The 14,246-nt window shown below is 64.5% G+C and carries 14 protein-coding genes; 9 read left to right on the top strand and 5 right to left on the bottom strand.

All coding sequences use genetic code 11. The features are described from left to right. Positions 1-208 precede the first annotated feature (208 nt). Positions 209-628, top strand: coding sequence for a nuclear transport factor 2 family protein (locus I6L33_RS06205; protein ID WP_216973717.1), 420 nt, complete (start codon positions 209-211; stop codon positions 626-628). Here I6L33_RS06205 and I6L33_RS06200 read toward each other — a convergent pair. Next, the gene (locus I6L33_RS06200; RefSeq protein WP_216973716.1) at positions 594-1,286 is read right to left on the bottom strand and encodes a helix-turn-helix transcriptional regulator; all 693 of its coding nucleotides are present in this window, start codon (positions 1,284-1,286) and stop codon (positions 594-596) included. The genes I6L33_RS06205 and I6L33_RS06200 overlap by 35 nt on opposite strands. Positions 1,287-1,425: 139 nt before the next feature. On the opposite strand from I6L33_RS06200, the gene I6L33_RS06195 reads away from it, so the two are divergent. The 5 genes from I6L33_RS06195 to I6L33_RS06175 are packed head-to-tail and all read left to right on the top strand — an operon-like array spanning position 1,426 to position 7,907. Continuing rightward, positions 1,426-2,646, top strand: a complete 1,221-nt coding sequence (locus I6L33_RS06195; RefSeq protein WP_010635353.1) for a PAS domain-containing protein — start codon at positions 1,426-1,428, stop codon at positions 2,644-2,646. 11 nt (positions 2,647-2,657) lie between these two features. Continuing rightward, positions 2,658-3,029: an anti-anti-sigma factor gene (locus I6L33_RS06190; RefSeq protein WP_216973715.1), complete on the top strand. Its 372-nt coding sequence runs from the start codon at positions 2,658-2,660 to the stop codon at positions 3,027-3,029. A 5-nt stretch (positions 3,030-3,034) separates the two neighbouring features. Beyond that, the gene (locus I6L33_RS06185) at positions 3,035-4,105 is read left to right on the top strand and encodes an ATP-binding SpoIIE family protein phosphatase (protein WP_216973714.1); all 1,071 of its coding nucleotides are present in this window, start codon (positions 3,035-3,037) and stop codon (positions 4,103-4,105) included. Beyond that, positions 4,106-6,766 carry a response regulator gene (locus I6L33_RS06180; RefSeq protein WP_216973713.1) on the top strand — a complete coding sequence of 887 codons (2,661 nt, stop codon included), beginning with the start codon at positions 4,106-4,108 and terminating at the stop codon, positions 6,764-6,766. Next, a complete protein-coding gene (locus I6L33_RS06175) occupies positions 6,705-7,907 on the top strand; it encodes an HD-GYP domain-containing protein (RefSeq protein ID WP_010635357.1) in 1,203 nt (400 codons plus the stop codon). Before I6L33_RS06180 ends, I6L33_RS06175 begins: the two co-directional genes overlap by 62 nt. On the opposite strand, the gene I6L33_RS06170 is transcribed toward I6L33_RS06175, so the two are convergent. After that, complete coding sequence (locus I6L33_RS06170) at positions 7,904-8,578, bottom strand: ATPase (protein WP_019840511.1); 675 nt, start codon at positions 8,576-8,578, stop codon at positions 7,904-7,906. The two genes, I6L33_RS06175 and I6L33_RS06170, sit on opposite strands and share 4 nt — an antisense overlap. Before the next feature lie 232 nt (positions 8,579-8,810). Here I6L33_RS06170 and I6L33_RS06165 point away from each other — a divergent pair, with 232 nt between their 5' ends. From I6L33_RS06165 to I6L33_RS06155, 3 genes are all read left to right on the top strand, one after another. Continuing rightward, complete coding sequence (locus I6L33_RS06165) at positions 8,811-10,127, top strand: MFS transporter (RefSeq protein WP_010635359.1); 1,317 nt, start codon at positions 8,811-8,813, stop codon at positions 10,125-10,127. A 135-nt stretch (positions 10,128-10,262) separates the two neighbouring features. Beyond that, complete coding sequence (locus I6L33_RS06160; protein WP_025202347.1) at positions 10,263-10,979, top strand: MarC family NAAT transporter; 717 nt, start codon at positions 10,263-10,265, stop codon at positions 10,977-10,979. 160 nt (positions 10,980-11,139) lie between these two features. Beyond that, a complete protein-coding gene (locus I6L33_RS06155) occupies positions 11,140-11,343 on the top strand; it encodes a hypothetical protein (RefSeq protein ID WP_005308127.1) in 204 nt (67 codons plus the stop codon). A gap of 121 nt (positions 11,344-11,464) precedes the next feature. On the opposite strand, the gene tldD is transcribed toward I6L33_RS06155, so the two are convergent. From tldD to I6L33_RS06140, 3 genes are all read right to left on the bottom strand, one after another. Then, the gene (gene tldD / locus I6L33_RS06150) at positions 11,465-12,913 is read right to left on the bottom strand and encodes a metalloprotease TldD (RefSeq protein WP_024942708.1); all 1,449 of its coding nucleotides are present in this window, start codon (positions 12,911-12,913) and stop codon (positions 11,465-11,467) included. Positions 12,914-13,062: 149 nt separating this feature from the next. Next, entirely contained in the window at positions 13,063-13,884 is an 822-nt protein-coding gene (locus tag I6L33_RS06145) for a carbon-nitrogen hydrolase family protein (RefSeq protein ID WP_216973712.1), read from the bottom strand. 28 nt (positions 13,885-13,912) lie between these two features. Continuing rightward, entirely contained in the window at positions 13,913-14,233 is a 321-nt protein-coding gene (locus tag I6L33_RS06140) for a Dabb family protein (protein WP_019839987.1), read from the bottom strand. Positions 14,234-14,246: the final 13 nt, after the last annotated feature.

Below are 14,246 nucleotides of genomic sequence, written 5' to 3'. Positions count from 1 at the left end.
CTCGTCACATGAAGGAAACAGGGGGCCGATCCTGCCCCATGCCGCCACCGAAAACCGTGAAACCAGCCACAAAACAGGGCCAGGTGGCACGCATCACTACCGCAAGCCCCCATCTTGGCGCAATCGCCAAACAGGATGGCGTAGACGCCAAGGCCGAAGCAGACCACAGGCCCCATACTGGCCGCTCCCATCCACTCAGGAGCCCATCATGGATTACAAGCAACGGCTGCAAGCCTGCCTCAACCGGGTCATCTGCGACCCCGATTTCACCCCGGCCGAACTCGATCACTGGTTCTGCCCGGACTATGTCCAGCTGGTGGATGAGCAGCGGCTGGATCGCGCCGCCTTCGAACAACACCTGCTGGCCCTGCGCCAGAGCCTGGCCCGCTGCGAGATCCATTTTGTTTCGCTGCTGGCAGAGGGAAACCGGGTGCACTCCCTGCATCGGGTGCGGGCCTGGCGTCACGACGGCGCACGGATCGAGTGCAAGGTGAGCGCCCTGTTTACCTTTCAGGGCGAGCGCCTGAGTCACACCGATGAGCTGACCTGCCTGCTGGCGGGGGAGCCGGCCGACCGGGATCTCGGCTCCCGTCTCACGGCCCCGTCGATTCCCGCAAGCAGCGATTGAAGGCGTGAGAAAAGGCGCTGAAATCCCCGTACCCCAGTTCAAGGGCTATCCGCGACAGCGGCTGGCCCTGTTGCTGCAACTGGCGGGCCCGACCCATCACCACCTGTTGCCGCCATTGTCGAAAGCTGCAGCCCAGTTGCTGGCTGAACAGCCGATTGAGGGTGCGCACCGAGGCCCCTGAACCGGCAGCCAGCTCCGCCAGCCCGTATTCGATGGAAGGGCGCCTGCAGACCTGCTCCAGCACCCGCAGCAGCCGCACATCCAGCCCCGCGCTCAACATGAATCCGGTCGCCGCCGGCGTCTGTCTCAGTTCGGCTGCCAGTACCGTCAGATAGGCATCCCTGAGGCCCGGCTCCGCCATGTCTGCCAGCCGATCGAACAGGCCGGCCAACAGCGGGCTCACCTGGCGGGTCGTCAACTCGCCCCCTCCATCCAGGTCATCCAGATAGACCAGACTGAGTTGGGAGTGGCGCAGCACCCTGAACTCATGGGCCAGCCCGGCCGGGATCAGACAGAGCTGACCCGCCACCAGCAGCACGCCTGTCGCCTGACTGCTGATCACGCCGCCGCCCCGATGCAGGTAGCAAAACTGCGGGCCGTCGTGACAGTGAAGGGACGTGAGCGCGCCCTGGGGGTAGTCGCGATACAGGAGGTTCATGACGAAGCCCCCAGGCCCAGGGCCCACCCGCAGACAGGTTCTTTCGGCACTTCTTGTCCCACGATCTCGCCCCGGTGGGCTATAACTGCTGTACGCTTTCTAGTGACATTCAAGTCAATTGCGCCTTATTGGAGATGCCATGGACGTGCACACCGCCGTTGCCCACCCGAACACAGCGACTCCCTCTTCACCCCAGGCCAGGCTCGATGCCATCGACCAGCTGATGGCCAGACTCGAACTCTCTCCTGACGGGCAGATCCTGGACGCCAACCCGCGTTTTCTCGCCATCATGGGCTATCAGCTAAGCGAGCTCAAGGGCCAGCATTACGCCATGCTGTTGCCGCACGACGTGCTCGACTCGCCTGCTCATGCCGCCCACTGGGAGGCATTGAAGGCGGGCAGGGAGCAGGAGGGAGAGTTTCACCGGCTGGATCGGCACGGCCGGGACATCTGGCTGCGGGGCAGTTGCAGCCCCCTGCTGGACGAGCAGGGCGCGCTGAGCCGGATCATCGAATACAGCATGGATCTGACCGAGCAGAAACAGCTCAACGCCAACTTCGAGGGGCAGCTCAACGCCCTGAGCCGGGTCATGGGCAAGGTGGAGTTCTCGCTGGATGGCACCATTCTCGATGCCAACCCGCGCTTTCTCGAGATCGTGGGTTATCAGCTGGATGAGCTGAAAGGCAAACACCACAGGCTGCTGGTCGACCCTGATTATGCCCAGTCGGCCGATTATGGCGCCTTCTGGGAGACCCTGCGCCGCGGCGAATACCTGGCGGGGGAGTTCTGCCGGATCGGCAAGCAGGGGCAGGAGGTCTGGATCCAGGGATCCTACAACCCGGTGCTGGATCTGACCGGCAAACCCAGCAAGATCGTCAAGTTTGCCACCGACATCACGGCTCAGGTGGAGCAGCATCATCAGCTCAAGCGCGCCATGGAGGAGGCCGAAGAGGCCGCCAGGGTGCGCGAGGAGCTGCACAAGTCGCTGCAGGAGATGTCGACCCCGGTGACTCCCATCTGGGACGGGATCCTGCTGCTGCCGCTGGTGGGTATCATCGACTCCATGCGCACCGCCGACGTGATGAACAAGTCGCTGACCAAGATAGCCGAGACCCGGGCCCGGGTCTTCGTGCTGGACATCGCCGGGGTCGCCACCGTGGACACCGGGGTCGCCAATCAGCTGATCAAGATCACCAAGGCCACCCAGTTCATGGGGTGCGAGGCCATCATCTCCGGCGTCTCGCCAGCCATCGCCCGCACCATGGTGGAGCTGGGGGTCTCGGTCGGTGACATCCGTACCACGGCGACCCTGCGGGATGCGTTCGAGATAGCCCTCAAGCGGGTCGGATCCACCCTCTAGGAGCGCCGATCATGCTGCTCAACAACGATCTGGGCATCGCCGACGTGGCTGGCTGCATCGTCGTCAGCATGCGGCCAGACCTCGGTGACGAAGGCATGCAACAACTAACGCAGGCACTATCCCTGCGGCTGGTGCAGGGGCGCCAGCACGCGGTGCTGCTCGACTTCTCCGGGGTCATGCTGCTCGATCACCACGAGTTTCGGCAGGTTCGCAAACTGGCCCAGGTGTGCCGCCTGCTGGGAGCCGTCTGCCTGCTGGTGGGGCTGAATGCGGGGATCGCCGCCTTCCTGGCGCTGGCCGACGCCGAGCCGGTGCCGCTGCGCTGCTTTCTCGACATGGACGACGCCTTCGCCCATGCCCGTACTCTCAAGGGCGAGGAGTAGGCACCATGGAGCAGGAGCTGAGCACCCAGCAGGCCCGCTACCCATTGCGTCACGACATCGATCTGCACCTGACGGTGATGGCGGTGCGTCGCCTCCCCTTCATCGCCGACCTCTCCGAGGTGGATCGCACCATGCTCTCCACCGTGGTATCCGAGCTTGGCAGCAACATCCTGAAGTATGCCGAACGGGGGGAGATCACCCTTACCATCCACCATCCCAGAGGACGCCCCTGCATCGACATCATCGCCCGCGATCAGGGCCCCGGCATCCCCGACATACATCAAGCCATGCAGGAGCACTACAGCACCTCGGGTACCCTGGGGCTGGGGCTGCCCGGCGTGCGGCGCATGATGTCTGAACTCACCATCAGCACCCCGCCGGAGGGGGGTACCCTGGTGCAGGCCCGCAAGTGGCTGGGTGCGGCCCCCGTGGAGCCAAGGCCGGTTTCTCCCCTCTCATGCACGGGGCAGCTGCACGCCGGCCTTGGCCTGGCATGGGCCAGCGAGAACCGTCCCTGCTACCCGGAGCGGGTCTCCGGCGATCTGGCCTTCATCCGGCCGGGGCCCGAGGGGGTGTCGCTGGTCCTGATCGACGTGAGCGGTCATGGCGCTTCTGCCAACCAGCTGGTACAGATATTGGAAGCGACGTTGCAGCAGACCCGTGAACAGGAACCCGCCCGTCTGCTGCAACTGCTGCACCAGCGCTGCATCGGTACCCGGGGCGCCGCCGCCGGCGTAGCGCTGATCAACGGCGAGCGGGGTGAGCTGAGCTATGCCGGCATCGGCAATACCCGCATCTGTCTGCGCGGTCACGACCCCTGGCGCGGCATCTCCCGCGACGGGGTGCTGGGGGAACGCTTCCCCACCCCCCTGCTGCAGCGCCAGCCCCTCGTCGCCGGGGACGTGGTGATGCTCTACTCGGACGGCATCAGCGAATCCCTCAATCTGCGCGACGGCGCACTGGATCTCGCCGCCGAGCCCGCCACGCTGGCCCACCAGGTCATCGCCCACAGCGGCCGCAGCACCGACGATGCCAGCTGCATCGTGTTGCGCGTGCTGCCGGCAGAGGAGAAGTAGATGCGGCAACTGATCGGTGAAACCCTGTTGTCCGGCCCTGCGGCGGCCCTCACCGCCCGGCGCAAGGTGATCCAGGTGCTCACCTGCCTCGACAAATCGCCGACCTTCGTGGCCCCGCTGGCGGGGGCAACCTCAGAGCTGGTGCGCCAGCTGATGGAGACTTCGGATCCACTGCAACTGCAGCTGTGGCTGGAACCAGAGGCGCAGGAGCTATGGCTCACCCTCACGGCCGATGTCCCGCTCTCCCCCGCCCCTGCCGACATGCATCCGGGCAGCATCCGGCTGGAGGTGCACGCCGACAATCTCCTCGCCCTGGTCTGCCGGTTGCCGCACTGGCCAGATGCCGGGCGGCAACAACAGATGCAGCAGCAGTTCGCCGAACCGACCCGGGAAGAGCTGTTTGCGGTGATGCAGGCCAAGAACCAGGAGCTGGAGCAGGCCTATGAACTGGCGGAGAGCGCGACCCGGGCCAAAAGCGAATTTCTCGCCAACATGAGCCACGAGATCCGCACCCCCATGAACGCCATCCTCGGCATGTCCCACCTCGCCCTGCAGACCCGGCTCGATCCGCAGCAGCTCGATTATGTCAGCAAGATCCAGCGTGCCGCGCAGCACCTGCTCGGCATCATCAACGACATCCTGGATTTCTCGAAGATCGAGGCGGGCAAGCTGGATCTGGAACGGATCGAGTTCGATCTCGACCACGTGCTGGAAAACCTCGCCACCCTGGTGGGTGAAAAGGCAGAAGCCAAGGGCATAGAGCTGTTGTTCGAGGTCGACCACCAGCTCGACACCCTGCTCTATGGCGATCCCCTGCGTCTCGGCCAGATCCTCATCAACTACGCCAACAACGCGGTCAAGTTCACCGAGCAGGGAGAGATCCTGGTCAAGGTCCGCTGTCTGGAGAAGCTGCCGCAGGAGGTACTGCTGCACTGCTCGGTGCAGGATACCGGGATCGGCATGAGCCAGGAGCAGCAGCAGCGGCTGTTCCAGTCCTTCCAGCAGGCGGATAGCTCCACCACCCGCAAGTACGGCGGCACCGGGCTTGGCCTTGCCATTTGCCGCAAGCTGGCGGGCCTGATGGGGGGCGAGGTGGGCGTGCAGAGCGAGCCGGGCCAGGGCAGCACCTTCTGGTTTACCGCCAGGCTCGGCCGCGGCAGGCGCAGATCCCGCTATCTGCCGAGCCTGGATCTGCGCGGCCGCCGCATGTTGGTGGCCGACGACAGCGCCAGTGCCCGTACCATACTGGCCGCCCTGCTGCGCGGCATGAGCTTTGTGGTGGACACCGCAGAGTCCGGCCAACAGGCCCTGCAGATGATCGCGGATGCCGAGCAGCAGGGAACCCCCTATGAGGTGGTGCTGCTGGACTGGCGCATGCCGGGACTGGACGGCATCGAGACGGGGCGTCGTCTCATCGCCCGAGGTGCGGGCCGGCGCCCCTATCGGGTCATGGTGACCGGCTACGGGCGCGAGGAGATCTTTCGCGAGGCCGATGCTGCCGGTTTTGATCGGGTACTGGTCAAGCCGGTCTGCGCCTCCGTGCTGTTCGATACCGTCATCGGCCTGTTCGGGCAACAGGCAGCGACCCTCTCCTTCAAGCATCAGGCGACCCATCACTATCGCTTCGACGGCCTGCAGATCCTGCTGGCGGAAGACAATGAACTCAATCAACAGGTGGCGCTGGAGTTGCTGCAGGCGGTGGGCGCCAAAGTGAGCGTGGCCAGCAATGGTGCCATCGCACTGGATATGGCGACCAAGGCTCCCTACGACCTGATCCTGATGGACATGCAGATGCCGGTGATGGATGGGCTGGCCGCCACCCGGCAACTGCGCCAGCAAGAGGGAACGGGGCAGCACATTCCGATCCTGGCGATGACCGCCAACGTCATGGCCGGTGATCGCGAGCGCTGCCTCGCCGCCGGCATGGACGATCACATCGCCAAGCCCATCGATCCCGACAAGCTCTATGACGCCCTGCAACGCTGGGCAACCTCCTTCAGCCGCGAGGTCGGGGCCAGATTCAAGACGTCGCAACCGCCCCCGACATCGTCGTTGCTGCCACAGCTGTGCGAGCTCGGGCTCAATGCCAAACGAGCCTTGCAGCGGCTGATGAACAACTGGGGCTGGTATCAGGATCTGCTGCTGCGCTTCGCCCAGCAGGGTACGCAACCCATGGCAAGCCTGCTGACCGCTTTGCAGGCGGACGAACGGGAAGAGGCACACCGGCATGCCCATACCCTCAAGGGAATAGCGGCCACCCTGGGCGCCGAATCATTGCAGGAGATCGCGGCCACACTGGAAAACGCCATCACCCGGGGTGACGAGGCTGCCGCTCTGCTGCCACTGGCCGAACAGGGGCTGCAACTGCAAGCACAACTGGCGCAGGGGCTGCTGCAGTTGCTGCCAGACGAAGTACCCGAGCAGCCCGAGCAGGAGAAGATCGATACCGCTCCTCTGCTCAACCGGCTCACCGGGCTGCTGCTGGAGGATGATGCCGAAGCCTTCACCCTGTTTCAGCGCCATCAGGCCCGGCTCGCCCCCCTGCTGGGGGAGAGAGCGCCAGCCATCGGTGAGGCCATGAGCCGTTTTCGTTTCGACGATGCACTGGCTCATCTGCAACAAGTCCGGGCCCTCAGACCCGATCTGTTCAACCAAGAGTGAGGGCACCATCATGCTCAACTTGCTGGATCCAGATACCAAACCCACCCTGCTGGTGGTCGACGACACGCCGGAGAACCTCTCCCTGCTCAGCGCCCTGCTCAGCCCCCACTATCGGGTCAAGATAGCCATCAGCGGCCAGCGGGCGCTGGAGATCCTCTCGACCGGCCCCAGGGTGGACTTGATCCTGCTCGACGTGGTGATGCCCCAGATGGATGGCTACCAGGTGATGCAGGCGCTACAGGAGATGCCGCAGGCGCGGGAGATCCCGGTGATCTTCCTGACCGCCCAGGTGGAGGAGAGCGCGGAGGCGCACGGCCTGGCACTCGGGGCCGTCGACTACATCCACAAGCCGATCTCCCCCGCCATCGTGCTGGCCAGGGTCAGAAACCACCTGGAGCTGAAAACAGCGCGGGATCTGCTGCACGATCAGAACGCCTATCTGGAGCAGGAGGTGGAGCGGCGCACCCGGGAGAACGAGCTGATCCAGAACATCACCATCCACTCCCTCGCCTCGCTGGCCGAAACCCGCGACAACGAGACCGGCAACCACATACTGCGTACCCAGCACTATGTGCGGCTGCTGGCGGAGACCCTCTGCGATCACCCCCGCTTCCATGCCGAGCTGACCCCCAAGACCATAGATCTGCTGTTCAAGTCGGCCCCCCTGCACGACATCGGCAAGGTCGGCGTACCGGACCGCATCCTGCTCAAACCCGGCAAGCTGGATGAAGAGGAGTTTGCCCAGATGAAACATCACTCCATCCTCGGCAAGGAGGCCATCGTCCACGCCGAGGAGGCGCTTGGGGTGGAGGTGGAATTCCTGCGGCTGGCCAAGGAGATCGCCTGCTACCACCACGAGAAGTGGGACGGCACCGGCTATCCCTACGGCCTGATCGGCGACGAGATCCCCCTCTCGGCCCGGCTGATGGCGCTGGCCGACGTGTACGACGCCCTCATCAGCAAGCGCTGCTACAAGGCCGCCATGTCCCACCAGGAGGTGGTGCCCATCATACTGGCGGGGCGGGGCAACCACTTCGACCCCGACATCACGGACGCCTTTGCCTCCATCCACCAGCAGTTCCACGAGATCGCCCTGCGCTACAACGACGACAAGGGCGAGCGGGAGCCCAATCGCGACTAGGTGGTGGCGGGCAGCAGATCGGTGAAGACGAAGCCGTCCCGCTCCACCGTCTCGCCGGTCCGGATGGCCAGCGGTTGGCGGAACATGGGGCCATCCCAGGCCAGGGTATGAAACTCGCCGTTCTCGCCGCACGGGTCCACCCCGTCGGGCAGCGCCGCCAGCAAGGCCGCATCAAACTCATGCCCGCCGAGGGTGGCAGGCAGCTTGCGCGGATCCAGGGTGCTGATCCTGGCCCTGAGCCCTGCCGCCATCATCTGTTGCGCCAGCTCGCCTGTCTTGCTGCCCCACAGCGGAAACAACGGCGTGATCCCCGTCCCCGCCAGCTGCCGCTCCCGATAGGCGCGCACGTCTTCGAGAAAGAGATCGCCAAACGCCATGTGGCGGATCCCCTGTGCCACCACGTCGGCGATGAAGTCGGTCATGATGCGGGCGTAATCTTCGTTGCTGCATGGCCAGGGCAGGTCGATGGTGGTCAGCGGCAATCCCACGCATTCGGCCTGCGCCAGCAGCAACTGCTTGCGCACCCCGTGCATGGCCACCCGCTCGAACGCCTGGTTGAGGGTGGTGAACAGCCCCACCACCTCGATGGCAGGATCCTGCCGCAGTGTGTGCAGCGCCCAGGCGCTGTCCTTGCCGCTGCTCCAGGAGAGCAGCACCTTGGTCTTCGTCATGATATCTCCAGCAATCCGGTGGCCGGGCACTGGCGGCCAGCCGGCTCACCTTGGTTGTCATTCGCCCCGGGCGCGGTGCCTGCCCTCGCCTTGCTGCACCAAAAAGCTGCAAGACAGTGTTGCGAATTGTGCGATTTACAGGTCGGGATGCAAAAGCATACCCTCGGTAGTGAGCGTGTCCCCTGCAAGGATGGGGAACAATAACTAAAAAGACGATGGGAAACATAAGGATATGACGACAGTCACGCAAGCTTACGACCACAGCCGTCCCCTCAACCGACAGGACTACAAGACCCTGAGCCTGGCGGCGCTGGGCGGTGCCCTCGAATTTTACGACTTCATCATCTTCGTCTTCTTCGCCGTGGTGATCGGCGAGCTCTTCTTCCCCGCCGACATTCCCGAGTGGCTGCGCCAGTTCCAGACCTTCGGCATCTTCGCCGCCGGCTATCTGGCTCGTCCGCTGGGCGGCATCATCATGGCTCACTTTGGCGATCTCATCGGCCGCAAGCGGATGTTCACCCTGAGCATCATCATGATGGCGCTGCCCACCCTGCTGATCGGCCTGCTGCCCACCTACGCCGTGCTTGGCATCGCCGCCCCCCTGCTGCTGTTGCTGCTGCGGATCCTGCAAGGGGCCGCCATCGGCGGTGAAGTGCCCGGCGCCTGGGTGTTCGTCGCGGAGCACGTACCCGCCCGCCGGATCGGGGTCGCCTGCGGCACCCTCACCGCGGGATTGACGGCCGGCATCCTGCTCGGCTCCCTGGTGGCCACCGCCATCAACCGCGGCATGAGCCCGAGCGAGGTGAGCGACTGGGGCTGGCGTCTGGCCTTCGTGCTTGGCGGGGTGTTCGGCATCGTCGCCATGTACCTGCGCCGCTGGCTGCACGAGACCCCGGTCTTTGCCGAGATGCAGGCCAACAAGGCGCTGGCGGAAGAGCTGCCGCTCAAGACGGTGCTGCGCAGCCACAAGGGCAGCGTCGTGATTTCCATGTTGCTCACCTGGCTGCTCTCCGCCGGCATAGTGGTGGTGATCCTGATGACCCCCACCTATCTGCAGAAGGTGCACGGCATCAGCCCGGCCGATGCACTGACCGCCAACTCGCTGGCCATTCTGGCCCTGACGCTGGGTTGCATCGTCTATGGCCGGCTCATCGATGCCCTCGGCAGCGGCCCCACCTTCATGCTGGGTTCATTGCTGCTGGCCGGCGCCAGCTACGCCTTCTATCACGGGCTGGCGAGTGACACCAGCCAGCTGGTGCCGCTCTATGTCCTGGCCGGTTTTGCGGTAGGGATCGTCGGCGCCGTGCCCTACGTCATGGTCAACGCCTTCCCGGCGGTGGTGCGCTTCTCCGGGCTGTCGTTCTCCTACAACGTGGCCTACGCCATCTTCGGCGGCCTCACCCCCATGCTGGTCACGCTCTGGATGAAGAGCGACATGCTGGCCCCCTCCCACTACGTGGTAAGCCTGTCGGTGCTCGGCTTTGCCATCGGCCTGTGGCTCTGGCTGCAGCAGCGCAGTCAGCGCCAGAGTGCGCCGCAGGCCGCCTGAACCATCTCGAGCCCCGCCCAGTGCGGGGCTTTTTTCATACCGCCTGTGTTCAGGTTGGCCGACTTAAGATAGCCTCCCTCTCGGGCCCCTCGACGGCCCGGAACTACTCCGCCCCCCAGTCATTCGAGGTTCATGATGTTCTTTCAGGTCGTATTTCTCGCCTTGCTGGCGCTGCTGCCCATGGTCAACCCACCCACTACGGCCACCCTGCTGCTGGGGCTGAGCAAGGGGATGTCGCGCGAACACGTGCGCCGCCAGATCAACCTGGCCGCCATCTATCTGTTCTGCACCCTCTGCGTCAGCTTCTTCATCGGCTCCTCCATCCTGGATCTGTTCGGGATCTCCATTCCTGGCCTGCGCCTGGCCGGCGGTCTCATCATCGCCTTCATCGGCTTTCGCATGCTGTTCCCGGCCCCCAGCCAGGCGGACGGGGTCGATATCAACCAGAGCATCGCCTTCGTGCCTCTCACCATGCCCAGCATGTGCGGGCCCGGCACCATGGCGCTGGTGATCAGCGGCGCCGCCCAGATCGCCGAGCTGCCGGACGAATACAACCGCTTCACCATCTATGCCGCCATGGTCACCGCCTTCGCCCTGATGAGCCTGCTCAGCTGGGGCGTGCTCAAGCTGGCGGATCCGGTCTGCAAGATCCTGGGCGCCACCGGCATCGACGCCATGACCCGGATCATGGGCTTCTTGCTGGTCTGCATGGGCATGCAGTTCTGCATCAACGGCATCAAGGAGGTGGCCCAGGATCCGGTGTTCCACAGTGCGCCGGCGGTACAAATGGCACCCGCGTTGCCACACGTATCCGGCACCCTTGATCAACTGCAGGATCCGCGCCAGCCCTGACTGAAAACGGTGTCATAAATGCGCAAAAATCGGCGCTGATCTTGCGCCTGATCATGTTGCTGACACACAAATGAGTTAGTTTGTTTTTTATACAGATTCGATTCAGAGTGTGCTTGGTAGGTTTGTGGATGGACACCCACTCACTTCAGGAGATGTGCAAATGGAAAAGATGCTGACCGAGATTGGAAGCTACAGCCTGTTTCATGAATATCTGAACGTGGTCGGTGCCGCCAGCCCCGCTCTGACCCGGATCAAGAGCCGGTGGGAGTACAAACAGAGCGATCGTCTGGTTGCCCAGATCAGGGTCGACCAACAAGGCAACGCGCGCTTCTTCATCGACGCCCGCGCCATTTCAGTCAACTGACCGAGCTTCGCATCTGCAGCCCCGGCCCTTGCCGGGGCTTTTTGTTTCCCATGACCCCTGATAGCAAAACCCCGGCACCTGGCCGGGGGTTTGGCGATCACGGGAGTACCGCTCACTGCCCTTACTGGGTGCCGCCCACGGTGAGCTGATCCAGCTTGAGGGTGGGCTGACCGACACCGACCGGCACGCTCTGCCCCTCCTTGCCGCAGACCCCGACCCCGCGATCCAGCGCGAGATCCTTGCCAACCATGGAGACCTGGCTCATCGCCTCGGGACCGTTGCCGATCAGGGTCGCCCCCTTGATGGGGGCGGTGATCTTGCCATCCTCGATGAGGTAGGCCTCGGAGGCGGAGAAGACGAACTTGCCGGAGGTGATGTCCACCTGACCGCCGCCGAAGTTGGGGGCGTAGATCCCCTTCTTCACCGAGGCGATGATCTCGGCCGGATCATACTGACCCGCCAGCATGTAGGTGTTGGTCATGCGCGGCATCGGCAGGGCGGCGTAGGATTCGCGGCGGCCGTTGCCGGTGAGCGGCACGCCCATCAGACGGGCATTCTGCTTGTCCTGCAGGTAACCCTTGAGGATGCCGTTCTCGATCAGCACGTTGTAGCCGCCCGGCGTCCCCTCATCGTCGATGGAGACGGAGCCGCGCCGACCCGGCAGGGTGCCATCATCGACGATGGTGCAGTGCTTGGAAGCCACCTGCTCGCCGATGCGGCCGGCAAAGGCAGACGAGCCCTTGCGGTTGAAATCCCCCTCCAGACCGTGGCCCACCGCCTCGTGCAGCAGCACGCCGGGCCAGCCGGCACCGAGTACCACCGGCATGGTGCCGGCCGGTGCATCGATGGCGTCGAGGTTGACCAGTGCCTGGCGCACCGCTTCACGCACATAGCCAAACGCCCGGCTCTCCAGCCCGTCCAGCTCGAGGAAGTAGTCGTAGCCGAAGCGGCCACCGCCACCGGCACTGCCGCGTTCGCGACGATCGCCCTTTTCGGCGATGACGGTCACCGAGAGGCGCACCAGCGGACGCACGTCGGCGGCCAGGGTGCCATCGGTGGCGGCCACCAGCACCTCTTCATAGACACCGCTGATGGAGGCCATCACCTGATTGATGGCGGGATCCAGGCTTCTGGCGAACTTGTCCATCTGCTCCAGCAGGGCGATCTTCTGCTGCTTGTCGAGGGTCTGCAGCGGATCCAGCGCCGGGTAGAGCAGGTTTGCCGAGGTTCTGGCCCACGCCTTCACCTTGCCCTGCGCACCGGCAGCCGCGATGCCACGGGCGGCGGTCACCGACTGTTGCAGCGCCAGCAGGCTCAGCTCGTCCGAGTAGGCGAAGCCGGTCTTCTCGCCGCTGACCGCGCGCACCCCCACCCCCTGATCGATGTTGTAACTGCCATCCTTGACGATGCCGTCCTCCAGCATCCAGGACTCGTGCCAGCTGCGCTGGAAATAGAGGTCGCCGAACTCCACCTGATGGCTCATCAGGCTGCCGAGCAGCTGCTGCAGGCGCCCTTCGTCGAGATCGTTCGGGGCCAACAGGGAGGCACTAACCTGGCTCAATAGACTCAATCTTTCTCTCCACTCTCGATGCGAGATGTCGTAACGGTTAAATCCCCAACCCTGGGTTCACTTGGCGAAACGTCAGCGGACGTCCAACCCACCATCGGGTTTGCAAGCGTCCGATCCCCTGCCACAGGGCGAATCGAACCTGCACATGTTCATAGCAGACGGGCATGGCCTAGCACCGGCATGGTGCGTTGCAGTTCGTCCATAAGACCTTGGTCCAGCGGTGCCAGCACGGTGCCGCGCCCGCTGTCCAGGCTGGCCAGCACCCGGCCCCAGGGGTCGATCACCATGCTGTGCCCCCAGGTCTGGCGCCCCGTCTCGTGGGTGCCGCCCTGATTGGCGGCCACCACGTAGCACTGGTTCTCGATGGCGCGGGCCCTCAGCAGCGGCTCCCAGTGCGCCTCGCCGGTCACGGCGGTGAAGGCGGCAGGCACCAGCAGCACGCGGGCGCCGGCGCGGGCCAGCCGGCGGTACAGTTCGGGAAAGCGCAGATCATAACAGATCGAGAGGCCGAGGGGACCAAACGGGGAGTCCACCAGCACAGGCTCCTCGCCGGGGCTGAAGGTCTCCGACTCCCGATAGCGGCCGTGATTGTCCGCCACGTCCACGTCGAACAGGTGGATCTTGTGGTAGTGGCCCTTGCGCTCGCCGCAGGGGTCGAACACCAGGGTACTGGTGTGGATATGGTCGGAACCGGCGATGCTGGTGGGCATGGCCCCGGCCACCAGCCAGATGCCGTAGTCACGGGCCCACTCGGCCAGTTGCTGCTGGATCGGCGCTGCTCCGCCCAGATCGGAACCTATGGTCTCGGCCCCGTCCAGATAGCCCTGCCGCTCGCCAAACAGGGCGAAGTTCTCCGGCAGCAGCACCAGCAGCGGCCGCACCTTGGGCAACAGGGCCAGCTCGGCGGCGATCTGCTCCCGGTTATCCTGCCAGTTGCGGCCCGATACCAGCTGTATTGCAGCTAACCACATGAGACGCTCCTCGTCGTTATTGCCACCGTCAGATGCTGACCGCATCGCCGGCCTGCAGGGTGTAATCCAGCACTATGATACGTTCCAGCACCGGGCGGAAGATGGCCTTGAGGGCATCGTGATCCGGGTGGGGCAGATAACGCTGGCGGGCCGCTTCGTCGGCAAAGGTCATCAGCACGCTGTGGGTGAAGCCCTCGGCCCGCCCCTCCGGGCTGTCATCCCGCCCCCACTCCACCGCCAGCACGCCGCTGACCTGATGGGGGATGGCGAGAAAGGCGGCGCGCACCGCGTCTATCTGTTCAGGCTGGGTGCCCGGCTTGAAGGCGATCAGCAGGATATGTCGGATCATGGCTCACTCCTTT

This window comes from Aeromonas sp. FDAARGOS 1403, from assembly GCF_019047325.1.
Lineage (GTDB): Bacteria > Pseudomonadota > Gammaproteobacteria > Enterobacterales > Aeromonadaceae > Aeromonas > Aeromonas dhakensis.
Note: the sequence above shows the minus strand (reverse complement) of the source record. Positions and strands in the feature narration are given on the sequence as shown.

Coding starts and splice junctions, on each gene's coding strand:
- I6L33_RS06170 (WP_019840511.1), bottom strand. CDS start 8,578: ATGACGAAGACCAAGGTGCTGCTCTCCTGGAGCAGCGGCAAGGACAGC.
- I6L33_RS06175 (WP_010635357.1), top strand. CDS start 6,705: ATGCACTGGCTCATCTGCAACAAGTCCGGGCCCTCAGACCCGATCTGT.
- I6L33_RS06160 (WP_025202347.1), top strand. CDS start 10,263: ATGTTCTTTCAGGTCGTATTTCTCGCCTTGCTGGCGCTGCTGCCCATG.
- I6L33_RS06185 (WP_216973714.1), top strand. CDS start 3,035: ATGGAGCAGGAGCTGAGCACCCAGCAGGCCCGCTACCCATTGCGTCAC.
- I6L33_RS06195 (WP_010635353.1), top strand. CDS start 1,426: ATGGACGTGCACACCGCCGTTGCCCACCCGAACACAGCGACTCCCTCT.
- I6L33_RS06145 (WP_216973712.1), bottom strand. CDS start 13,884: ATGTGGTTAGCTGCAATACAGCTGGTATCGGGCCGCAACTGGCAGGAT.
- I6L33_RS06190 (WP_216973715.1), top strand. CDS start 2,658: ATGCTGCTCAACAACGATCTGGGCATCGCCGACGTGGCTGGCTGCATC.
- I6L33_RS06140 (WP_019839987.1), bottom strand. CDS start 14,233: ATGATCCGACATATCCTGCTGATCGCCTTCAAGCCGGGCACCCAGCCT.
- I6L33_RS06200 (WP_216973716.1), bottom strand. CDS start 1,286: ATGAACCTCCTGTATCGCGACTACCCCCAGGGCGCGCTCACGTCCCTT.
- I6L33_RS06165 (WP_010635359.1), top strand. CDS start 8,811: ATGACGACAGTCACGCAAGCTTACGACCACAGCCGTCCCCTCAACCGA.
- I6L33_RS06155 (WP_005308127.1), top strand. CDS start 11,140: ATGGAAAAGATGCTGACCGAGATTGGAAGCTACAGCCTGTTTCATGAA.
- I6L33_RS06205 (WP_216973717.1), top strand. CDS start 209: ATGGATTACAAGCAACGGCTGCAAGCCTGCCTCAACCGGGTCATCTGC.
- I6L33_RS06180 (WP_216973713.1), top strand. CDS start 4,106: ATGCGGCAACTGATCGGTGAAACCCTGTTGTCCGGCCCTGCGGCGGCC.